Below are 21,644 nucleotides of genomic sequence, written 5' to 3'. Positions count from 1 at the left end.
GACAGGTCGTGCTTGCGCCTGCAAACAAGAACGATGTTCGGAGGAAACGACCATGACTGACGATCTCATCCGCCGCGGCCTCTCGCGCCGTGGCCTGCTGCAGACCACAGCTGGCCTCATCGGCGGCTCGATGCTGCCCGCGATGCCGGCCTTTGCCGAGGACAAGCCGGCGATCGGCTCGTATCCCGCCGGCGTTTCGGGTTCCACTGCCTTCATCGGAATCTCGGTCCCGCGCACCGGCACCTACGCCGTGCAGGGCGAGGACGAGCTCAAGGGCTACCAGCTCGCGATCGAGCACATCAACAGCGGCCATGACCTGATCAAGAAGATCTCGCCGAAGACCAGCAAGGGCGTGCTCGGCAAGGAGCTGAAGTTCGGCGTCGCGGATTCCGCGGCCAAGCCGAACGAGGCGGTGCAGGCGCAGCAACGCTTCATCAGCGAGAACAAGGCGATCATGATCACCGGCGGCACGTCGAGCGCCGTTGCGGTCGCGCTCAACAAGCTCGCGCAGCGCGAACACGTGCTGTTCGTGTGCGGCATTTCCGGCTCGAACGACACCACCGGCAAGGACTGCGTTCGCTACGGCTTCCGCCAGAACTTCTTCGGCCAGACCGCCGCCGCGGCGATCGGCCCGGTGATGGTGAGGGAGTTCGGCAAGAACAAGAAGGCCGCCTACCTGACGCCCGATTACACCTACGGCCACACCGTCACCAAGTCGATGCAGGACTTCCTCGCGGCTGCGGGCTGGACGACGGTGACCAACCAGGTCGCACCGCTCGGCGCGCCCGACTACTCTTCCTATCTGCTGAACGTCGCGAATTCCGGCGCCGACGTGCTCATCAACGTCAACTGGGGCCACGACGCGGTACTGTCGACCCAGCAGGCCAAGCAGTTCGGCGTGCTCGACAAGATGAAGCTGGTCGTCCCCTACCAGGTGCCCTTTATCGCGCGCGAGACCGGCGGCCTGATGCAGGGCGTCTACGCCGCCACCGACTATTGGTGGACGATCGAGGACAAGTTCCCGCTCGCCAAGATGTTCAACGAGGCCTTCGAGAAGAAGTACGGCTACAAGCCCGAATGGGGCGCCGAGAACGCCTATGTCAGCTTCGCGCACTGGGCCCGCATGTGCGAGCAGGCCGGCAGCTTCAATCCGCCTGACGTGATCAAGGCCTACGAGAAGGGCGACACGATCCCCTCCCTGGTCGGCGACGTGCATTACCGCCCCGAGGATCACCAATGCGTCCGCCCGGTGATCATCGTGAAGGGCAAGCAGCAGAAGGACATGAAGAACAAGGAAGACTGGTACGACGTCGTCGAAATCGTCCCCGGTGAGGGGCTGATGCAGAAGCCGGACGCGTTCGGCTGCCATCCCGGCGATTACAGCTGAGCCCGCGCTAACCCCTGTGACGCCGCGGGCTGCACTCTGGTCCTGCGGCGTCACCTTTTTCTGACGCGCACCATGGCGCGTCACAACGGCGATTGTCGCATGATCAGTTGGCCCAACCTTGTTTCGCAGCTTTTCAACGGGCTCGCGCTCGGCGCCCTGCTCGCGCTGATCAGCTCCGGCCTGACCATCATCTACGGCACGCTCGGCGTGCTCAACCTCGCGCATGGCGCGATGTTCATGATCGGCGGCTATGCCGGCTTCGTCGCCTACCAGTACACGGAGTCCTTCATCATCGCCGTCATCGCGGGCTCGTTGTTCGTGATGCTGCTCGGCGTCGCGATGGAACGCGTCATCATCCGCCATTTCTATCATCGTCCCCACGAGGATCAGTTGCTCGTGACCTTCGGGCTCGGCATCTGTTTCGTCGAGCTCGTGCGCCTGATCTTCTCGAGCCAGTCGCAGCTGGTGCCGCCGCCGGCCCTGTTCCAGGGCATCACCAATCTCGGCTTCATGTTCTATCCGACCTACCGCCTCGCCGTCGTCGGCATCGTCGCGGTCGCCCTCGGCGCACTGTTCATCGTCCTCTACCGGACCCGGCTCGGCATGATCGTGCGCGCCGGCATCGAGGATTCGGTGATGGTCGATTCGCTCGGCATCAACGTCTTCCGCGTCTTCATGGTCGTGTTCGGCATCGGCGCAATGGCCGCCGGATTTGCCGGCATCGTCAACGCGCCGGTGGTGTCGCTGACACCGGGCATCGGTGACGGCATCCTGGTCCAGACCTTCGTCGTGGTGGTGATCGGCGGCGTCGGCTCGTTTCCAGGCGCGATCCTCGGCGGCCTGATCGCCGGCGAGATCATCAGCGTCACCTCCATGTTCAACCCCGGCTATGCCTATGTGATGCTATTTGCGGCGATGACGCTCGTGCTCGTGGTGCGACCGCATGGCCTGCTCGGCATCCAGGGCCGCGAGTAAGCGATTTCCTGATGCTCAAGCAACGCCCGTTCCTGATCGAAACCCTGACCGCGATCGGTTTGATCGCGGCCCCGTTCGTGCTGCCTCATCTCGGCTTCGCCCCGAACACCGTGAACCGGATCCTGGTCTGGGGCCTGTTCGGGCTCGGCTTCGACATCCTGTTCGGATTCACCGGCCTGCTGTCGTTCGGCCAGTCCGCCTTTTACGGCACCGGCGGCTTTGTCGCGGCCTACCTCCTGACCCGCGCCGGGTTCGGCAATGTGCTGGGCGCGCTGATCATCGGCATGATCGCGGCGGCTGCGACCGGCTATCTCGTCGGCCTGATCGCGCTGCGCCGGACCGGCATCTACTTCGCCATGATCACCGTGGCGATCGCGCAGGTGTTCTTCTTCGTCGAGTTCAATCCGCTCTCGGATTTCACCGGTGGCGAGAACGGCCTGCCGGGCGTACCGACGCCGAGCTTCAATCTCGGCTTCACCACCATCCACTTCACCAATGGCTGGTCGCTCTATCAGTTCATCGCGCTGTGCTATTTCATCGGCGTCATCATCGCACTCAGGATTGTTCGCTCGCCTGTCGGCGCCATCTTCAGCGCGATCCGCGACAATCCGTTGCGCGCGACCGCCGTCGGCCACAACATCCACGGCTACAAGCTGACCGCCTTCGTGATCGCTGCGGCCTATGCGGGCTTCGCCGGCGGCCTGCTCGGCGTATTGCAGGCCTTCATGCCGCCCGACGCCTTCACCTTCGATACCTCGGGCCAGCTCGTGATGCAGACTGCCATTGGCGGCCGCGGCACGCTGTTCGGACCGCTGGTCGGCGCAACAGTTTGGCTCTTCCTTCAGGATTTCCTCCAGTCCGCGCTCGGCCTTGGGGCGGCCTGGAAGCTGGTGCTCGGCGTCGTGTTCGTGGTGCTGGTCTGCTTCCTGCGCGGCGGCATTGTGGGCGGCCTCGTCGATCTCTACGGCCTCGTGTCCGGCAAGCGAGCGCGAAGGGCTGCGGAGACGGAGGAGGAGGCTGAGATCGAGACGCCGCAGCAAGCTCCTCCTGCGCCGATGCAGGCCAAGGAAGTCGCGCATCCCGCCTATTCCGGGCCGATCCTGAAAGCCACCGGCCTCACCAAGCGCTATGGCGGTCTCGTCGCCAACAGCGACATCGATTTCAGCGTCAATCAGGGCGAGCTGCGCGGCATCATCGGCCCCAACGGCGCCGGCAAATCGACCTTCTTCAAGATGCTGACCTGCGAGATCGCGCCGACCTCCGGCCAGATCGTGTTCGAGGGCCGCGACATCACGGGACTGAAGGTCACCGAGGTCTGCCAGCTTGGCCTCACCAAGAGCTACCAGGTCAACCAGCTCTTCACGGGCCTCACGGTGCGGCAGAACCTGACGATCGCCGCACTCGCCGAGCTGCGCGGCAAATTCCGGCTCGACCTGTTCCGCAAGCTCTCGGGCGTCAAGGGCCTGACGGAGCAGGTGGCGCACACGCTCGCCCTGGTCAATTTGACCCGCCGCGCCGACACGCCGGTATCCGAGCTCGCCTATGGCGAGAAGCGCCGGCTGGAGATCGGGCTTGCGCTCGCCACCTCGCCTCGCCTGCTGCTGCTGGACGAACTGCTCGCGGGCATGAGCCCGCGCGAACGGGTCGAGACCGTCAAGCTGCTCAAATCGATCGCGCGCGGGCGCACCATGATCATCATTGACCACGACATGGATTCGCTGTTCGAGCTGGTCGAGCGCGTGACGGTGCTCCAGGAGGGCAAGGTGCTGCTGGATGGCACACCGGAGGAAATCAGGACCAACGCCGCGGTGCAGGAAGCCTATCTCGGCGGCGTTCACGGAGAGATCGCCGCATGAGCCTGATCGAGGTCAACGGCCTGAACAGCTATTACGGGGACTCCCACATCCTGTTCGACGTCGCCATGCGCGTCGAGCGGCACGAGGTGGTGGCGCTGCTCGGGCGGAACGGCGCCGGCAAGAGCACGACGCTCAAGAGCCTGATGGGCGTCGTGACGCCCCGCAGCGGCAGCGTGAAGTTCGACGGCATCGATATCGCCGGACGCAAGAGTCACAGAATCGCGCAGGCCGGCATGCAGCTCGTGCACGAGGAGCGCCGGATCTTCGGCAGCTTGTCGGTGGAGGAGAACATCGTCCTCGCCGGGATCACCGCACCGAAGCGCTGGCCGCTCGAGCGCATCTACGAGATGTTTCCGCGGCTGAAGGAGCGGCGCAACAACCGCGGCACCGAGCTCTCCGGCGGCGAACAGCAGATGCTCGCGATCGCCCGGGCGCTGGTGCGCGATCCCAAGATCGTGCTGCTGGACGAGCCGTTCGAGGGGCTCGCGCCCGTCATCGTCCACGATCTCGTCAAGGCCTGCCGCGAGCTCGCGGCCGCCGGCCAGACCATCGTGCTGGTCGAGCAGAATCTGGCAGCAACGCTGGCGCTGGCGACACGGATCTACATCATCAACAACGGCCACATCGTGCACGAGGGACCGGCGCAGGAGCTCAAGGCCCAGCCGGAGCTGCTGCAGCGATACCTTGGCGTCTAGGTCGAGTCCCCCTAAACTCCGGGATATCTGCTTTCGAGGGGGGGAGCATGCGGCCTCGTCCCCGGAATGTCGCCTTGGGCCCAAAGCGGACACAGGGTCGCCTTTAGCCGAGGTGAGGTCTTGCCAAGCCGAACCGAACCTGAGGGAGGAGACGCTATGAGTGCGATCTGGCCGGAGATTCCCTTCGAGGCATGGCGCGAAACCTGTTCCGCACTTCATCTGTATTGCCAGATTGTCGGCAAGTATCGGCTCGCGAGAACGCCATGGGTCAACCATTCCTGGCACGCGACCTTTTACGTGAATGCACACGGGCTCACGACTTCGCTGATTCCAGACGCATCAGGTATCGAGATCGTCTTCGATCTCTCCCGTCACGTCCTGATCGGAGAAGCAGCTGATGGGTGCAGGGCGGAAATGCCGCTCGGGCGAATGTCCGTCGCCGAATTTCACGCCCGGTTCTGTGATTTGGTAGGACATCTCGGCGGAACACCAGAATTTGACGGTCGGCCCAGTGAGGTCCCGGATCCGATCCCGTTCACGGACGACCGCCAAATCAGGCCCTATGACGCAGACGCCGTGACGCGGTTCTTCCGCGCCCTCGTCGCGATCAGCGGAGTGTTTTATCGGTTTCGGACGGGGTTCACCGGGAAGGTCAGTCCGGTCCATCTCTTCTGGGGCAGCTTCGATCTCGCGGTGACGCGCTTCTCTGGGCGTTCCGCTCCGCTTCACCCGGGTGGCGTCCCGGGTTTGCCGGACGTCGTGACACGCGAGGCCTATAGCGATGAGGTCTCGTCCGCCGGCTTTTGGCCGGGCGGAGGTGGTACAGACTTTGCGGCCTTCTACTCCTATGCCTACCCCACCCCGAATGGCTTTGCTGACGGACAGGTCATGCCGGCGGGCGCATATTTCGATCGGAAGCTCGGCGAATATCTCCTGCCCTACGACCTTGTGCGAAAATCCAGCGAGCCAGAGGCCGCGCTCATGGCGTTTCTGCAAACAACCTATCAGGCAGCAGCTGATGTCGGGCGCTGGGATCGCGCCGCGCTCGAATGTCCGATTGGCTCTCCCCTTCGACCCCGCCCGCTGAACAAGAACTGATAAAGGCTCATTGAAGGATCGCTGGCTCGCAGTTTCAGTGGAGCGAAGCTGCGCCAGTCAATTTCGAGTTTGTCTCGATGATGGGTTTCGCAACAGCTCTACCCGTCCTACGGTCTTGCTGCAGCGCTATCTCGATCAACTGCCAAGTGCCGCAATCATCCGCTTGGCGTGATCGGCGAGCACGGCCATGTCTTCCTTGCGCGTCTGCGCCGGCAGCAGCCCGATTCCGGCCCTGACCGGCATGACGTGCATGTGCAGGTGGAAGACCACCTGTCCGCTCGCCGGTTCGCTGAACTGCTGCAGGATGATACCCTCGGCGTCGAACGCCTTCATCGCCGCAATCGCGATCCGCTTGCCGGTTCGGGCAACCGCGGCGAGATCGTCATCCGCGATGTCGAGGATGCCACGCGCCGGCGCCCGGGGAATGACCAGCGTGTGTCCGGGCGAGCGCGGCATGATGTCGAGGAAGGCGAGGCTGCGGTCGTCCCTGAAAACCTCGAAGCAGGGGATCTCGCCGCGCAGGATCTTTGCGAAGACGTTCTGATCGTCGTAAGCCGCCATGGATCCCTCCCTCGCTGCGAGGTGCGATCAGACGCGCTCCTTTCCGTTGACGCAAGCAATGCCGCCGATCTATCCACGATACCAGGCAGGATGGCTCCATTGGCGACAGGTTTCGATTCCGGACACAGCATCGAGAGTGCCCGGCGCGCGCTTGCGGCGCGGCTGCAATCGGCCGGCATCGAAGAGCCCGCCCTCGACGCGCGCCTGCTCGTCGGAGCCGCGCTGAGGCTTGATTTGACCGGCATCGTCACGCAGGCGGCGCGCCAACTCACGCCCGAAGAGGCCACGCGGCTCGAAGCCTATGCGCAGCGCCGGCTCGCGCATGAGCCGGTCGCCCGCATTCTCGGCGCGCGCGAATTCTGGGGCCTGCCGTTCCAACTGTCCGAAGCGACGCTGGTACCGCGGCCGGACACCGAGACCGTGGTCGAACTGGCACTGGAGATCCTTCGGGAGGCCACGATATCGGGGCCGCACCCGCGAATCGCGGATATCGGCACCGGATCCGGCGCGATCCTGCTCGCGCTGCTGCACGAAATTCCCGATGCCTTCGGCGTCGGAACCGATCTCAGCCTCTCCGCGCTCGCCACCGCGCGGAGCAATGCCGCAGCTCTGGGCCTCGCCGGCCGCTCCGGCTTCGTTGCCTGCTCCTATGCGGCGGCGCTGCGCGGCCCGTTCGATCTCATCGTGTCGAATCCGCCCTATATTCCCTCAGGGGAAATTCCGAAACTGAGCCTCGATGTGCGCGAGCACGATCCGCATCTGGCGCTCGACGGCGGCAATGACGGCTATGACGCCTACCGTGCCCTGATCCCGCAGGCGGCCGAGCGGCTCGCACCCGGCGGGGCGTTGATGGTCGAGGCCGGGCAAGGGCAGGCCCGGGATATTGAAACCTTGATGACGGCCGCCGCGTTGTCTGTGGACAGGCCGCCCAAGGCCGATTTGGCGGGCATCCCACGGGCGGTTTCGGCCCGAAAAATGCCCCCATAAAAGCCGGATTGGGCGGCAAAAAACCTCTTGGAATATCCCTTGGGAACGACTACGTTCCGGTCAACACATCGGTGCCGGCCCCGTAGACCTACGGGCAAAAGCCGGGCTCTCGGGCGAGAGCTTTACTGATTTAAAGGTTCCAAGCCGCAGGTCCTGTTGAGCGCGATGGCCATTGGAGCTGCGCTGCTCTCCGACCGCAAAGTGAACGAAAGCCTGATATTGCGCTTGAAGACTTACGCAACAAAGCTGGGCTTGTTTCGGCAGGCGATATGAATGGGTTCGCTGGCAATGGATGCTGGCGGGTGGGGAACGCGTCTTTGTTGAACGCGACGGTCGACGAACATTGGCAGGGTTCAAGCCGCTCTTGCGCGCGGTGCGCACGAGAGATGTGAACCGCTGTCATCAGGTCACTCCGAGCAATCAGTAACGCGTGCAACCTTTAGGGCTGGAATTAAAGGCAGGACATGAGAAACGGTCAGAACAAGCAGCGGATGCGCAACCGCAATAACAATAATAACAACAACAACAACCGGCGCGGCCAGAACCCGATGACCCGGGTTTACGAATCGAACGGACCCGACATCAAGATCCGCGGCACGGCTTCGCACATCGCCGAAAAATATCTTCAGCTCGCGCGCGATGCGCGCTCTTCCGGCGACCCGGTCGCCGCCGAGAACTACTACCAGCACGCCGAGCATTATTTCCGCCTGATCGCGGCGGCCCAGGAACAGTTCCGCCAGAACCAGCAGCCGCGCGGCGACGAGCCCGTCAGCAACAGCGGCGACGACAGCGAGGACGACGGCGAGAATTTCTCGAATTTCGGCCAGGAGCCGGGCTTCGTCCCGCAGCCGCAGCAGCAGCCCTTCATGCGCGACCGCGACGGCCAGCGCGATCACCAGCGTGATCATCAGCCGCGCGACGGCCAGCAGCCCTATCAGCGCGACAACCAGCAGCCGCGCGAACATCGCGAACGCGACCATCGTGCGCAGCCGCAATATCAGCCGCAGCCGCTGCCGCTGAACCAGCCGCAGCCCGTCGTTGCCGACACCGGCAGCGTCGATCGCCTGCCCTCCTTCATCACCGGCGCACAGCCGCAAGTGAACAGTGCCGCGAATGGCGGTCAGGGTGGCCTGGAAGGCGGCGGTGGCGGCGAACGCTTTCCGCGGCGGCGCCGCCGGCCGCATGGCCCGCGCCCCGAGCGCGAGGCGGCTCCGGCCGGCTCCAGCGACGAAGTCGCCTCCGGCGAGTAAGCTTCTTCCGATATTCTGATCTGCAATCGTCCCGGCCTCGCGCCGGGACGATTTGTTTTCAAGTGCGCGTCACCGTCGAGGACGGCACCAGCACCGGCTTCAACGAGGGAATCAGCCGCGCGCGCTCGCGCTTGGCGGGGATCGCGCGATAGACCTGCTTGGTGGCTTCGACAATGTGCACGCCGGCAAAAGGCAACGACAGCGCCGCGCCCGCACGCTCCCACACCTGCGCCGATTTCAGCACCCAGCCGCCGGCATAGGGCGGCATGAACAGCGCCTCGCCCCAGGCGGTCGGCGTGAACCAGGTCTGCCGCAACAGGTCGGTGATCTGCGAGCGCGAATATGGCCGGCCGTGACCAAACGGCGTGCTGTCGGTGCGGGTCCAGACCCCGCGCCGGTTCGGGATCACCGCGATCACGCGGCCGGAGGGCGACAGCACCCGCCACACCTCGCGCAAGAGCGCGGCCGGGTCGTCCGACATCTCCAGCGCATGAACCAGCAGGATCCGGTCGACCGCGGCGTCAGGCAGCGGCAGCGAGAATTCGTCGACCAGCGAGGCCAGCGCCGGCCGGCCCGTCGGCCATTTCAAGACGCCCTGCGCCGACGGCATGAAGGCGATACAGCGCTCCGCGTCCTCGCGGAACAGGCCGAGATAGGGCGTGGGATAGCCGATGCCAAGCACACGCTGGCCCGCGGCGGTCGGCCAGCGCTCCCTGATGCCGCGATTGATCATTTGCCGCGCCACAATCCCGAGGCGACGGGAGTAGAACTCGCGGAGGTCGACGACATCAATGGTCATGACGGCAATGTAACATGCACGAGGCGGCTCCCGCGCGCGGAATATTGCATTGCCTGCGCAACGTTAACGCCATATTTGTCAGCGGGGCTGAGCGCGATGGAGATGACATGGCCGCCGAAATTCGTACTTTCACCTGTTTAAGCGACAATTTCGGTTATCTGATCCACGATGTGGAAACCAAGGCGACGGCGTCGATCGACGCGCCGGAGGCCGGCCCCATCCTGAAGGCGCTTGAGCGCGAGGGCTGGCAGCTCACCGACATCCTGATCACCCATCATCATGGCGATCATGTCGGCGGGGTCGCCGAACTCAAGCAGAAATACAATTGCCGCGTCGTCGCGCCGCATGACAAGACGACGAAGATTGCGAATGTCGACCTGCGCGTCGTCAATGCCGATATCGTCAAGATCGGCAACCTGTTGGGACGCGTGGTGGAGACGCCCGGCCATACGCTCGACCACATCTCCTACGTGTTCGACACCGAGAAGACGGTGTTCGCCGCCGACACGCTGTTCTCGATCGGCTGCGGCCGCGTGTTCGAGGGCAACTATCCGATGATGTGGGACTCGCTATTGAAGCTGCGCGCCCTGCCCGATGACTTCAAGCTCTATTGCGGGCACGAGTACACGGCCTCCAACGTCAAGTTCGCGCTCACGATCGATCCCGACAATGCGGCGCTCCAGGCGCGCGCGGCGGAGGTGGCGAAGCTGCGGGCCGAGAACAAGCCGACCATTCCATCACTGCTTGGTGACGAGAAGCGAGCAAACGTGTTCCTGCGGGCTGATGAACTCTCGGTCGCAACCAGGCTACACATGAGGGGCGCGGATCCCGCCGCGGTGTTCGGCGAACTGCGCGAGCGCAAGAACAAGTCCTGAAGAACAAATCCTGACGGGGATCGATGCCGACCGCAGCCGAGATCATCGCACGCCTCGAACTCCGGCCGCATCCCGAAGGCGGCCACTACCGCGAGACGTTTCGCGACCAGACCACTGATACCAACGGCCGGTCGCGCTCGACCCTCATTTATTTCCTGCTCGCGCGCGGCGAACGCTCGCATTGGCATCGCATCGACGCCGTGGAGATCTGGCACTACTACGCCGGCAGTCCGCTGACGCTGCGCATCGCGCATGAAGGCTGCTTGCAACACGAGGTGCGGCTCGGCACGGACCTTGTGAGCGGCGAACGGCCGCAGGGAATCGTGCCGGCGAATGCCTGGCAGATGGCGGAGAGCATGGGAGAGTGGACGCTGGTCGGCTGCACCGTCGCGCCCGCATTCGAGTTCGCAAAATTCGAGCTCGCGCCGAAGGGCTGGGAGCCGTAAGGCGCACTGTCATTCCGGGGCGCCGCATGGCGGCGCGCCCGACAACAACTGTCACCGCTTCCGCAGCACCATATCCTTCGCCGCGATCAGGCCGCCGCCGGCGATCAGAACCGCGGCGATGGCGATGTTGGCGCTGGCTGTTGCAAAACCGGCGGCGATGAGGAATCCGGTCGAGAGCAGCGGCGTCGCATAGGATGCGGCGCCGAGCACGCGGATGTCGCCGCGCTTCATGCCGATGTCCCAGGCGTAGAACGCGGCGCCGACGGGCCCGATGCCGAGGGCGGCCACGGAGAGCCATTGCAGCGGCGTCTCCGGCCACACCGTGGTTTCAAGCAGACCATGCATCAGCGCGGCGAGCACCGCGGTGGCAAGGCAGAAGCCCGCGACCGCATCGGTCGGCACCGCGTTCAATCGTCGCGACAGCACCGAATAGGCCGCCCAGACGAACGCTGCGATGAACGCCGCGATCAATCCCGGCAGCTGGCCCGGCGCGAAGCCGGAGGTGCTCCCGGCGAACAGCAGCACGGTGCCGACGAGGCCGAGCACGGCACCAATGATGTGATGCACCGCAAGCCGCTCGCCCGGCAGGAACGACGAGAACAGCACGATCAGGAGCGGCCACATGTAATTCAAAAGACCGGCTTCGGCCGGCGGCGCAAAGCGCAGCGCCAGGAAATACAGTGCGTGATAGCCGAACAGGCCACCGACGCCGACGACCCATACGACCAGCGGCTGACGCAAGCTCCTCGCCGCATCGCCGCGGCCGACCCAGGTGAGGAGCCCGACGAGACCGCCGATCGCGAACGTCATGGCGGCAAGCTGGAACGCCGGAATCCTTCCGGTCGCTACCGTCATCACTGATAGCAGCGACCACATCAGGATCGCGGTCAATCCGATCAGTGTGGCTGTGCGCGGGGTCATCAATCGAAAGACTCTGAGGACGATGATGCCCGGCACGAGGCCGGGCATTTCGTCTTCACTATCGCCTTGTCGCGCCTGAATCTACAGGCTTGACGTCCTGTCAGGCGTGATACTGGCCGCCATTGATGGTCAGCGTCGAGCCGGTGATGAAGCCGGCCTCGTCGGCGGCAAGGAACACCACGGCGCGCGCGATCTCCTCGGGTTCGCCGAGCCGGTTGACCGGGATCTGCGGGATGACATTCTTCTCCAGCACGTCCTTCGGCACCGCCTGCACCATCTCAGTGTTGATGTAGCCCGGTGCGATCGCGTTGACGGTAATGCCGCCCTTGGCGTTCTCGATCGCGAGCGCCTTGGTGAAGCCGATGTCGCCGGCCTTTGCTGCGGAATAGTTGACCTGGCCGAACTGCCCCTTCTGGCCGTTGATCGACGAGATCGAGATGACGCGGCCGAACTTGCGCGCGCGCATGCCTTCGATGACCTGGCGCGTCATGTTGAACAGCGAGCCGAGATTGGTGTTGATCACGGCGTTCCACTGCTCGAGCGTCATCTTGTGGAAGGCGGTGTCGCGGGTGATGCCGGCGTTGTTGACGAGCACGTCGACGGGGCCGAGCTCGGCCTCGACCTTCTTCACGCCTTCGGCGCAGGCATCGAAATTGCTGACGTCCCATTTGTAGACGGCGATGCCGGTCTCGGCTTTGAACTTCTCCGCCGCCGCATCGTTGCCGGCATAGCTTGCCGCGACCTTGTAGCCGGCCGCCTTCAGCGCCTTGCTGATCGCAGCTCCGATGCCCCGCGTACCACCCGTCACCAGTGCAACACGTGCCATATCGTATTCCTTCCCTTGGACTCTGCGGACGTTTCTGAGTGATCGTTTTTAGTGGTGGATTATGCGGTTGGTTTGACGGACATCAAGAACAAAACGCCCGGCGTCGAGCCGGGCGTTTGTATTTAGTCGAGGCTGGCGCTGTTGCGAAGAATATTTGATTTGCAACCGCCGCCTTTTTAGTCGCGTGCAACGCACTCATCTATGTGTGCAGCGCACGCGCAAGTGACACGTAAGTTAGATGTCAGCTTCAGTCGCGCGCCAGGCACATCGCGATACCCATGCCGCCGCCGATGCACAGCGTGGCGAGGCCCTTCTTCGAATCGCGCTTCTGCATTTCGTGCAGCAGCGTCACCAGCACGCGTGCGCCGGAAGCGCCGACCGGATGGCCGATCGCGATCGCACCGCCGTTGACGTTGACCTTCGAGGTGTCCCAGCCGAGATCCTTGTTGACGGCACATGCCTGCGCCGCGAAGGCCTCGTTGGCCTCGATCAGGTCGAGATCGCCGACGCTCCAGCCGGCCTTCTTCAGCGCGGCACGCGAGGCCGGGATCGGGCCCGAGCCCATGATCTTCGGATCGACGCCGGCCTGCGCCCAGGACACGATGCGCGCGAGCGGCTTCTTGCCTTCCTTGGCCGCCTGCTTGGCGGTCATCAGCACCACGGCGGCAGCGCCGTCGTTGATGCCGGAGGCCGAACCCGCGGTGACCGTGCCTTCCTTCTCGAAGGCGGGACGGAGCTTGGCCATGGCGTCGAGGGTGGCGCCGTGGCGCGGATATTCGTCGGCGCTGACGACGACGTCGCCCTTGCGGGACTTGATGGTGACGGGAACGATCTCGTCGTTGAACTTGCCGGCCTTCTGCGCGGCCTCGGCCTTCTGCTGCGAGGCGACGGCGAATTCATCCTGCTGGGCGCGGGTGATCTGCCACTGGCGCGCGACGTTCTCGGCCGTGTTGCCCATGTGATAGCCGTTGAAGGCATCCCACAGGCCGTCCTTGATCATGGTGTCGACGAACTCGACCGGGCCCATCTTGACGCCGCCGCGCAGATACTGGGCGTGCGGAGCCATGCTCATGGATTCCTGGCCGCCGGCGACCACGATTTCGAAATCGCCGTTGAGCAGCGCCTGGTAGCCGAGCGCGACGGTGCGCAGGCCCGAGCCGCAAAGCTGGTTGACGCCCCAGGCCGGGCTCTCCACCGGAATGCCGGCGGCAATCGAGGCCTGGCGAGCCGGGTTCTGGCCCTGAGCCGCGGTCAGGATCTGACCCATGATGACTTCGGAGACCCGGCCAGGCTCGATGCCACCACGCTCCAGCGCGGCCTTGATGGCGATGGCGCCGAGGTCATGGGCGGGAAGGGTCGCGAACGCTCCGTTGAAGCTTCCGACCGGGGTGCGGGCGGCGCTGACGATGACGACATCGTCTGACATGGGCATCTCCTGGTGTTGAAAGGGGGCAGGCGGGGCTGGGGAAACGGCTCGCCAGTCTCGAATGGCATCCTGTTAACGTCGTTGAGGCATGTCAATCGGCCGGCGACCGAATTCATGCCGCAACGCATTAAAAATGGCGTTCTTGGCGCTTTCGCAAGCACGTTTTTGCTGCCCGATTAACCGTGGCGCACAAAACGGTAGCGTGACCCCTTTGAAAATGCTTATTTTGTTGCGTTGCGTACTCTTCCCGCCCTGCGGCATTATCCGCCGGGTTCCCGTTCTCCGCGCCTGCAAGTGAGAGCCCATGGCGAAATCAGACCAACCCACCACCATCAAGAAATACGCGAACCGCCGGCTCTATAACACCGGAACGAGCACCTACGTGACGCTCGAAGACCTCGCCGCCATGGTCAAGGACGGAGAGGATTTCCTAGTCTACGACGCCAAGACCGGCGACGACATCACCCGCTCCGTGCTCGCCCAGATCATCTTCGAGCAGGAGAACAAGGCCGGCCAGAACCTGCTGCCGACCACCTTCCTGCGCCAGCTCATCCGCTTCTACGGCGACAGCATGCAGATGGTGGTGCCGAAATATCTGGAGCAGTCGATCGCGACGCTGACCCAGGAGCAGGAGAAGTTCCGTAAGCAGATCGCCAACACACTCTCCGGCACTCCTTTTGCTCCGTTGGAAGAACAGGTCCGCCGCAACATGGAGCTGTTCCAGCAGACCTTCTCGATGTTCAAGCCGTTTGCCCCCAACGCGGGCCGTCCGGCGACCAGCCCCGAACCGGAGGCCGACGCAAGCGCTGCGGCGCCGACGGGCAGCAGCAACATCGACGACCTGCGACAGCAGATGAAGGACATGCAGGAACGCCTCGAGCGGATGTCGAAGAAGGACGAGTAGGGATTTCGTTCGCGCCGGCGCGTCCACCTGCGGCGGGCGCGCGGGCCGCCGGTTCGTAACGGCGCGACTTGCGCGCTGTCGTCCCGGCCAGGCCGGAGCCGCCATGTCCGACCGCAGCACACACTGGGACAACGTCTACGCCACCAAGGGCGAGGCGGAGGTAAGCTGGTTTCAGGACAGCCCGGCGATCTCGCTCGAGATGATCCGCTCGGCCTGTCCTGACCATGGCGCCGCCATCATCGACATCGGCGGCGGCGCTTCGCGGCTGGTGGACGCTCTCCTGCGGGACGGATACCGCGACCTCGCCGTGCTGGATCTCTCCGCCAACGCACTTGAAGCGGCGAAGAAACGAATAGGCCGCGCGGCTTCAGCAGTCGACTGGATCGTTGCCGACGCCACGACATGGCGGCCGGGGCGCAGCTATAACATCTGGCACGATCGCGCGGCATTTCACTTCCTGACCGATCCGCGCGACAGGGCCGCTTACGTCGAGCGCCTGCGGTCGGCGATTGCGCCCGGCGGCCAAATCATTATCGCGACATTTGCACTTGATGGCCCGGAGAAATGCAGCGGCCTGCCGGTGCAGCGGCACGACAGCGCGAGCCTTGCGACGGAGCTTGGGCCGGAGTTCGAGCTGGTCGAGACGCGGAGCGAGACGCATCACACGCCGTGGAAGTCGACCCAGGCGTTTCAGTTCAGCCGGTTTAAGCGACTCGGCTAGGACGAACAAAAGTGCGGCGCCCTACGCCGCCAGCTTCACCGCATGTGCAAAATCCCAATAGAGCTTGCGCGCTTTGGTGTAGAACGGCCCCGGCTTCAGCTCGCGATCGTCGATGCGGATGACGGGGGCGACCTTGGAGAAATTGCCGGTCGAGAAGATCTCGTCGGCGGCGAGAAAGTCGGCATAGCGCAGCGTCTTCTCGACCACGGTGACGCCGTCGCCGCGCAGCAGGCTGATGACGCGCTGGCGCGTGATGCCGTTCAGGAACGTGCCGTTCGGGACCGGCGTGTAGACCACGCCGTCCCTGGCCATGAACACGTTGGAATTGCCGAACTCCGCGACGTTGCCGAGCATGTCGAGCATCAGCGCGTTCTGGAAGCCGCGCCCGGCGGCTTCCGCGAGCGCCCGCGAATTGTTCGGATAGAGACAGGCGGCCTTGGCCTCGACCGGCGCGCATTCGGCGGTGGGCCTGCGGAACGGCGACAGCGTGATGGCGTTGCCGACGGGTTTCGGCATCGGCGCCTCGTAGATGCACAGGCACCAATTGGTCGTCTCGGGGTCGAACAGCACGCCGCCGCCCGAACCGTTCTGGGCCCAGTACATCGGGCGGACGTACAGCTCGGCATTCGCCATGAAGCGCGCGATGCCCTCGTGTGCGAGCGTGAGCCAGGTGCCGGTGTCGACCACCGGCTTCAGGCCAAAATTGATCGCGGATTGGTTGGCGCGGGCGACGTGACGCTCGAGGTCGGGCGCGACGCCCTCGAACGCGCGCGCACCGTCGAACACGACCGAGCCGAGCCAGGCCGCATGCGTGCGCGGGCCCATGATCGGCACGTTGCCGTCGTGCCATTTGCCCTCGAAGAAGGTCCAGCTCGGCGAATATTCGATCGGTTTCTTGATCTCGGCCATGACCGGCCTCCCTTGGACATATCCGGGCACTATTGTCCCAATGTCTAAATGATTCCCTGCTGGGATATGTTGCGTTACCCTCTCCGACGAGGGGAGAAGGATCCATGCCGCTCGATCCGCTTGCAAGGCGTTTGTTGACCATGATGGCTGCGGCCGCCCCGCAGGGGCGGAGCCGGCCGAGCGTGGAGGCACGGCGGCAGTCGCTGGCCAAGCTGATGCAGTTTGCGCGCACCGATGCGCCGGATGTGACCACCGCCGACGGCACGCTTCCGGGTCCCGGTGGAGAGCTGCCCTATCGCCTGTATTCGCCCGCATCAGCCGGCGACCGCGCACCGGGCTTCGTGTTCTTTCATGGCGGCGGGCTCGTGGCCGGCAGCATTGCGACGCATGACCGCATCGCAGCGGCGCTGGCGCAGGTGACCGGCTGTCGTCTCGTCTCGGTCGATTACCGGCTCGCGCCTGAGCACAAATTTCCTGCCGCCGTCATTGATGCGATCGCAGCCACGGAATGGGTCGCGCGGCAAGCCTCGTCGCTGGGCATCGACGCCGAACGTCTGGTGGTCGGTGGCGATTCCGCCGGCGCCACCCTCGCTGCGATCGTGTGTCAGGAAGCGATGCAGAGCGCCGGCCTCTCGATCGTCGCGCAATGCCTGATCTGCCCGGTGCTGGATTTCGAGGAGACCTCGCCTTCCCGCGAGGCATTCGCCGAAGGCCATCTGATCGATCGCGCCACCATCGAAGCCGATCTCGCCGATTATCTGCCTGATGGCATCGACACCGCCGACCCCCGCATCTCGCCCTTGCGCGCGACGCGGCTTGCAGGCCTGCCGACCGCGATCATCCACACCGCCGAATTCGATCCGATGCGCGACGAGGGCAATGCCTATGCGCGCAAGCTGCTCGCCGCGGGCGTCGCGGTCGAGCACGTCTGCCATGACGGCATGGTCCACAATTTCCACGCCATGGGCGCGATCCTGCCGCAGGCGCAGCTCGTGCTGTCGCAGATCGGCGAACAGGTTCGGCGGGCGGTGGAGAAATGAGGCGCTTTCCTACCCTCTCCCCTGTGGAGAGGGTGGATCGCCGCGTAGCGGCGCTTCGCGCCACCTTCTCCCGCAAGGGGAGAAGGGAAGAAAGCATCACGCGCGCGCGCCGAGCACGGCCCGCGCCGCCACGACATATTCCAGCCAATGCGCATCCGCATAGCGCTCGGCCTGCCGTGCGCAGGTGACGTCAGGGGCATGGGCGGCGGCAATCGTGCGCGCGAACCGCTCTTCGGCGACCGTCACGTCACCGGGCTCGGCCGACGGTACGCTAGCCGCCACCGCGGTCGGCGCGACAGCGAGGCCCGCCAGACCAGTGAGCAGGATGCGGCGTGACGTGTTCATGGCTGTGTCCTTCCAATGTCCGGCCCGCACTCCGGCCGGCGCGTGTGTCGGTGCGATCACGGCAGGGTAGCCGCGCACATCCGTGCCGTCCATCGCTTACGGATACCGCTTGCCCACACGAGCGATCACGTTCCATCTAACAACGGTTCCGTCATGAAATCGCCACGCGTCGGATTGTCACGTGGCCCATCACCGCCCATCGCATCGCCAGGCTTCGCGCGCTGTCGCGATGGGACTGCTTTGTCTGACGATCTCGGCAGGCACTGCCTTCGCTGCCGACGATTCAGGCCGAACACGATCCTCTATGCGGGCGGCTATTACCAATGGCCGAGCAACTGGAAGTTCACGGGACGCCTCGGCGCGCAGTTCGGAGGCCGAACGCTTGCGGAGCCTTCACCCAGCCGATCCTGCGGCTCGATCTCGACCGCATCGATGACAACGACAACCGCCTGTTCGGCATCACCGCCCAGATCGCCTGGATGCCGAAGCCGGCCGACCAGATGACGTTGCGCACACCGCTCTACCCGGTACGCAGCACCCGCAATTGACCGGATGGCTCGGCACGGAATCGGCCCCTCAAAGCTTAAGGCATCAGCCGCTTCGCATTGCGCGTCAACCGGTTGTTAATCCTCATCCCAAAACATCGATTGCGTTACACTGCCGCAAGGATCCTTGCGCGAAACTGGACCGACCTTTCGCATCGCGTTTCGCCTTGGAGGCTGAGAATGTCCCGCTTGGTCCCGGAACGGACGTTCCTCGCTGGGAAGATCTTCTTCAACTTCGGCCAGTCGTCGATCGATTGCGTCGTGCGCAGGCTGTCCGAGGAAGCCGCAACGCTCGAGATGGAGAGCGGCATCGGCGTGCCCGAGCGATTCCAGCTCAGGCTTGCGGGGCGCGAGAGCCTGACCTGCCGCGTGGTCTGGCGATCCGACCGTCAGGTCGGGGTCGCCTGCGAGCAGCTGGGCAGCGTCGAGCGACCAGCCGGCGAGGAACGGGAACGCTCGTCCGACGCGTTGATGCGCAGCCAGATGCTGGCGCTGCGCGCCGCGCTCGATCATGTGCCGACCGGTATCGTGCTGCTCGACTCAAGCCTCAGGGCGCGCCTGATCAACCGGTCGTTTCGCCAGATGTGGCGCCTGCCTGACGAGGTTGCCGACAGCAATCCATCCATTCTCACGCTGCTCCATCATGGACGTGACACCGGAGCCTATGAGGTGCCGGACCCCAACCTCGATGCCCTGATCACGGAGCGTGTTCGTGTGATCGAGGCGGGCGATCCGACGCCGATCGATCTGCGCCGGACCAACGGCGATGTCGTGCGCGTCCAGGTCACGCCGTTGCCCGATGGCGGGCGCATGCTGACCTATACGCCCGTCACCGACATCGTGCGCTATTCCGACGAACTGAAGCTGCTGCGCGATGCGCTGGAGAATGTTCAGGATGGGGTCCTCCTTCTCGACCCCGACCTGCGCGCCACTTTCATGAACCGGCGCATGCGGCGCTTTTGGGAGGTCAGCGAAGACGAGGCCGCGAACCGGCCGGCTTATTCGTCGCTGGTACGACGCCTGCATCGCGCCAGCGCGCCCCACCTTCCAACGAGCGAACTCGCGAAATTTCCGGCGAGACGCGTCGAAGAGGTCAAGGCCGGCGATCACGTGCGCGACCTGCAGACGCCGGACGGCCGGCGCATCAGGGCCCATTGCACCACGATGTCGAATGGCGGCCGCATGCTGACCTATGTCGACATCACCGATCTGACGCAAAAGGCCGCGATGCTGGAGACGCTCGCCACCACCGATCCGCTCACCGGTCTCTACAACCGCCGCCACTTCCTCGAAAGCCTCGATGCGGAATGGAGTCGTTTTCAGCGCTATTACCGCTCCGTCTCCGTGCTGATGCTCGACATCGACCACTTCAAGTCGGTCAACGATCGCTACGGCCATGCGGTGGGTGACGCCGCGATCAAGGCGGTTGCGGCCGCGTGCCTCGACGGCAAGCGCAAGTCGGACATCGTCGGCCGCCTCGGCGGCGAGGAATTTGCGGTTCTCCTGCCCGAGACCAGCCTGTCCCGCGCGAGGACGGTGGCCGAACGCATCCGCAAGCGCGTGATGAGCGCGCAGGTCTTTGCCGACAAGGTTCAGTTCGGCCTCACCGTGAGCATCGGCATGGCGGAAGCCACCGTGAGCATGTCCGGCATCGACGCGCTGATGGGCGCGGCCGATCATGCGCTCTACCAGGCCAAGGCCGAAGGCCGCAATCGCTGCATCGCCTGGGCGCCCCCGCCGCCTGCAAGCAAGGCGGCGGAGTGATCGAAGGACGCAGCGTCTACTCCGGCACCGGCACGTCAAACGTGTTGAGCGTGACCGAGACCATGCAATAGACGCCGACAAGATAGGACAGCTCGGCCGCGCCGTGCTCGCCGAACTCCTTCACCGCGGCGCGCCAGGTCAATTCCGGCAGCACGCCGCCGCTGACCAATGCGGACGCCACGTCGTAGGCGACGGCTTCCTGCTTGGTGAGATCGACCGGCCGCTGCCCGGCGACAATGGTCGCGAGCTTCTCGTCGGAGAGGCCGCGCTGCTCGGCAACGAGCACATGAGCATAGAGCTCGTAGCCAGAGCGGAAATGCGAACCGGTGACGAGGATCGCGACCTCGCGCACCGGCGCCGGCAGCAGCGGGTTCGACGCGATTGCCTTGACCAGCTCCCACACCGGCTTGCCGAAACGCGGCTCGCGGATCCAGGGATTCCAGGGCCCAAGCAACGCGCCGTCGTCGCGCATGTTCACGAAGCCCTTGAAGTGGTCCTTGATGCCGGCTCGCATGTCGTCATAGAGCGGCTTCTGTTCGTCGGTCAGATCTTTCGGATCGAGAATGGGAAGGCGCACGGCAGGATCTCCTCGTTGAGAAGACGCAACGGTCACCTGCATGCATGCGCAAGGCAAGTGAAGTTGCCGTGACGATCGTGCCATTTTGCAAGTGGTATGAAGATGCGAACACAACCATGTTATGTCCCATCATTCATTGGCGAGGCATGCGATGGCCGATCTAGTCGTCGGACTCGATAATTGGGTTGTTCAGGACGGCAACTATGGTGATTTCGCGCAAGCGACAAACGCCTCATTCGCGCTCGAATTCTGGCCAGTCGTCCCGCTTCCCAAGTACGGTCGACCTGACCACAAAGCGCCGTCAATCACTCACCTGTTCGAGAGCTCTTACGAAATTGTTGCTCAGGTCGTGCATGCACAAGATGACTGGTGGGTGCTAGACGCCGGCCTTCTCATGTATTGCGACGGAAAGCCTCCTGACAATGCTCGCCCAGGCACGTGGTTGGGAGGACTAGTCTCCATCGGAGTAGACCCATTCTATTACTTCGAAAGTCATGCGCACCAACCAGGCGCACCCGCCATAGTTTACGATTGGACGATCAACAAGATCGAGATGGAAATAGGTCCTCTAATTGAAACGAAGCCAAAGCACTTCGAACGAGATCCCGAGAAGCGCGGATGGAAAGAGGTTGCCAAGACCGATGCGTGGCACGAAGAGGGGAGTTATCTTCTCTACTGTACCCATCTAGGTGGGCCCCGCGCGGCCCAAAGCGGGAGTCGTCCCTGATCGACGGATT

At 64.2% G+C, this 21,644-nt stretch carries 22 protein-coding genes and 1 pseudogene; 15 read left to right on the top strand and 8 right to left on the bottom strand.

Going from position 1 to position 21,644, the window contains the following annotated elements; translation table 11 throughout:
- Positions 1–52 precede the first annotated feature (52 nt).
- From QJT78_RS21285 to QJT78_RS21265, 5 genes are all read left to right on the top strand, one after another.
- Complete coding sequence (locus tag QJT78_RS21285) at positions 53–1,387, top strand: substrate-binding protein (RefSeq protein WP_028149497.1); 1,335 nt, start codon at positions 53–55, stop codon at positions 1,385–1,387.
- Positions 1,388–1,486: 99 nt separating this feature from the next.
- Entirely contained in the window at positions 1,487–2,362 is an 876-nt protein-coding gene (locus QJT78_RS21280) for a branched-chain amino acid ABC transporter permease (RefSeq protein ID WP_028149498.1), read from the top strand.
- Positions 2,363–2,373: 11 nt separating this feature from the next.
- On the top strand, positions 2,374–4,218 hold the full coding sequence (locus QJT78_RS21275) for a branched-chain amino acid ABC transporter ATP-binding protein/permease (RefSeq protein ID WP_038943298.1): 1,845 nt from the start codon (positions 2,374–2,376) through the stop codon (positions 4,216–4,218).
- The gene (locus QJT78_RS21270; protein ID WP_028149500.1) at positions 4,215–4,913 is read left to right on the top strand and encodes an ABC transporter ATP-binding protein; all 699 of its coding nucleotides are present in this window, start codon (positions 4,215–4,217) and stop codon (positions 4,911–4,913) included. The genes QJT78_RS21275 and QJT78_RS21270 overlap by 4 nt, the downstream gene beginning before the upstream one ends.
- A gap of 156 nt (positions 4,914–5,069) precedes the next feature.
- Positions 5,070–6,011: a DUF5996 family protein gene (locus QJT78_RS21265; RefSeq protein WP_028149501.1), complete on the top strand. Its 942-nt coding sequence runs from the start codon at positions 5,070–5,072 to the stop codon at positions 6,009–6,011.
- 135 nt (positions 6,012–6,146) lie between these two features.
- Here the strand turns inward: QJT78_RS21265 and QJT78_RS21260 are convergent, their stop codons facing one another.
- Positions 6,147–6,572, bottom strand: a complete 426-nt coding sequence (locus tag QJT78_RS21260; RefSeq protein ID WP_028149502.1) for an HIT family protein — start codon at positions 6,570–6,572, stop codon at positions 6,147–6,149.
- A 90-nt stretch (positions 6,573–6,662) separates the two neighbouring features.
- Here QJT78_RS21260 and prmC point away from each other — a divergent pair, with 90 nt between their 5' ends.
- Positions 6,663–7,559 carry a peptide chain release factor N(5)-glutamine methyltransferase gene (gene prmC, locus QJT78_RS21255; protein WP_038943296.1) on the top strand — a complete coding sequence of 299 codons (897 nt, stop codon included), beginning with the start codon at positions 6,663–6,665 and terminating at the stop codon, positions 7,557–7,559.
- A 464-nt stretch (positions 7,560–8,023) separates the two neighbouring features.
- Positions 8,024–8,809, top strand: coding sequence for a DUF4167 domain-containing protein (locus tag QJT78_RS21250; protein ID WP_028149504.1), 786 nt, complete (start codon positions 8,024–8,026; stop codon positions 8,807–8,809).
- A 58-nt stretch (positions 8,810–8,867) separates the two neighbouring features.
- On the opposite strand, the gene QJT78_RS21245 is transcribed toward QJT78_RS21250, so the two are convergent.
- A complete protein-coding gene (locus QJT78_RS21245) occupies positions 8,868–9,608 on the bottom strand; it encodes a methyltransferase domain-containing protein (protein WP_038943294.1) in 741 nt (246 codons plus the stop codon).
- 107 nt (positions 9,609–9,715) lie between these two features.
- Here QJT78_RS21245 and gloB point away from each other — a divergent pair, with 107 nt between their 5' ends.
- Together gloB and QJT78_RS21235 are read left to right on the top strand one after the other, a co-directional pair.
- Entirely contained in the window at positions 9,716–10,483 is a 768-nt protein-coding gene (gene gloB / locus QJT78_RS21240) for a hydroxyacylglutathione hydrolase (protein WP_028149506.1), read from the top strand.
- 23 nt (positions 10,484–10,506) lie between these two features.
- Complete coding sequence (locus tag QJT78_RS21235; protein WP_028149507.1) at positions 10,507–10,929, top strand: cupin domain-containing protein; 423 nt, start codon at positions 10,507–10,509, stop codon at positions 10,927–10,929.
- Between the two features lie 51 nt (positions 10,930–10,980).
- On the opposite strand, the gene QJT78_RS21230 is transcribed toward QJT78_RS21235, so the two are convergent.
- The 3 genes from QJT78_RS21230 to QJT78_RS21220 all read right to left on the bottom strand — a co-directional run bounded on the left by QJT78_RS21230 (position 10,981) and on the right by QJT78_RS21220 (position 14,102).
- Positions 10,981–11,850 carry an EamA family transporter gene (locus QJT78_RS21230; RefSeq protein ID WP_028149508.1) on the bottom strand — a complete coding sequence of 290 codons (870 nt, stop codon included), beginning with the start codon at positions 11,848–11,850 and terminating at the stop codon, positions 10,981–10,983.
- A 100-nt stretch (positions 11,851–11,950) separates the two neighbouring features.
- Positions 11,951–12,676 carry an acetoacetyl-CoA reductase gene (gene phbB, locus QJT78_RS21225; RefSeq protein WP_028149509.1) on the bottom strand — a complete coding sequence of 242 codons (726 nt, stop codon included), beginning with the start codon at positions 12,674–12,676 and terminating at the stop codon, positions 11,951–11,953.
- Positions 12,677–12,923: 247 nt separating this feature from the next.
- A complete protein-coding gene (locus tag QJT78_RS21220) occupies positions 12,924–14,102 on the bottom strand; it encodes an acetyl-CoA C-acetyltransferase (protein WP_281460292.1) in 1,179 nt (392 codons plus the stop codon).
- A 304-nt stretch (positions 14,103–14,406) separates the two neighbouring features.
- On the opposite strand from QJT78_RS21220, the gene phaR reads away from it, so the two are divergent.
- Entirely contained in the window at positions 14,407–15,006 is a 600-nt protein-coding gene (gene phaR, locus QJT78_RS21215; protein WP_028149511.1) for a polyhydroxyalkanoate synthesis repressor PhaR, read from the top strand.
- 103 nt (positions 15,007–15,109) lie between these two features.
- The gene (locus tag QJT78_RS21210; protein ID WP_028149512.1) at positions 15,110–15,727 is read left to right on the top strand and encodes a class I SAM-dependent methyltransferase; all 618 of its coding nucleotides are present in this window, start codon (positions 15,110–15,112) and stop codon (positions 15,725–15,727) included.
- A 21-nt stretch (positions 15,728–15,748) separates the two neighbouring features.
- On the opposite strand, the gene QJT78_RS21205 is transcribed toward QJT78_RS21210, so the two are convergent.
- On the bottom strand, positions 15,749–16,636 hold the full coding sequence (locus tag QJT78_RS21205; RefSeq protein ID WP_281460291.1) for a branched-chain amino acid aminotransferase: 888 nt from the start codon (positions 16,634–16,636) through the stop codon (positions 15,749–15,751).
- A gap of 104 nt (positions 16,637–16,740) precedes the next feature.
- On the opposite strand from QJT78_RS21205, the gene QJT78_RS21200 reads away from it, so the two are divergent.
- Positions 16,741–17,676 (top strand): alpha/beta hydrolase, encoded by a 936-nt coding sequence (locus tag QJT78_RS21200; protein WP_028149514.1) that lies wholly within the window; start codon positions 16,741–16,743, stop codon positions 17,674–17,676.
- Between the two features lie 96 nt (positions 17,677–17,772).
- Here the strand turns inward: QJT78_RS21200 and QJT78_RS21195 are convergent, their stop codons facing one another.
- Positions 17,773–18,021, bottom strand: coding sequence for a hypothetical protein (locus QJT78_RS21195; protein WP_028149515.1), 249 nt, complete (start codon positions 18,019–18,021; stop codon positions 17,773–17,775).
- A 285-nt stretch (positions 18,022–18,306) separates the two neighbouring features.
- Between QJT78_RS21195 and QJT78_RS21190 the strand changes: the two are divergent.
- Positions 18,307–18,569: pseudogene (locus QJT78_RS21190) on the top strand (hypothetical protein); the annotation flags it as partial.
- Positions 18,570–18,746: 177 nt separating this feature from the next.
- Positions 18,747–20,330, top strand: a complete 1,584-nt coding sequence (locus QJT78_RS21185; protein ID WP_028149517.1) for a sensor domain-containing diguanylate cyclase — start codon at positions 18,747–18,749, stop codon at positions 20,328–20,330.
- A 16-nt stretch (positions 20,331–20,346) separates the two neighbouring features.
- Here the strand turns inward: QJT78_RS21185 and QJT78_RS21180 are convergent, their stop codons facing one another.
- Positions 20,347–20,907, bottom strand: a complete 561-nt coding sequence (locus QJT78_RS21180) for a carboxymuconolactone decarboxylase family protein (protein ID WP_028149518.1) — start codon at positions 20,905–20,907, stop codon at positions 20,347–20,349.
- 151 nt (positions 20,908–21,058) lie between these two features.
- Between QJT78_RS21180 and QJT78_RS21175 the strand changes: the two genes are divergently transcribed.
- Positions 21,059–21,634 (top strand): hypothetical protein, encoded by a 576-nt coding sequence (locus QJT78_RS21175; protein ID WP_038943291.1) that lies wholly within the window; start codon positions 21,059–21,061, stop codon positions 21,632–21,634.
- Positions 21,635–21,644 lie beyond the last annotated feature (10 nt).

The organism is Bradyrhizobium sp. Mp27 (genome assembly GCF_029953005.1).
Taxonomy (GTDB): domain Bacteria; phylum Pseudomonadota; class Alphaproteobacteria; order Rhizobiales; family Xanthobacteraceae; genus Bradyrhizobium; species Bradyrhizobium barranii.
Note: the sequence above shows the minus strand (reverse complement) of the source record. Positions and strands in the feature narration are given on the sequence as shown.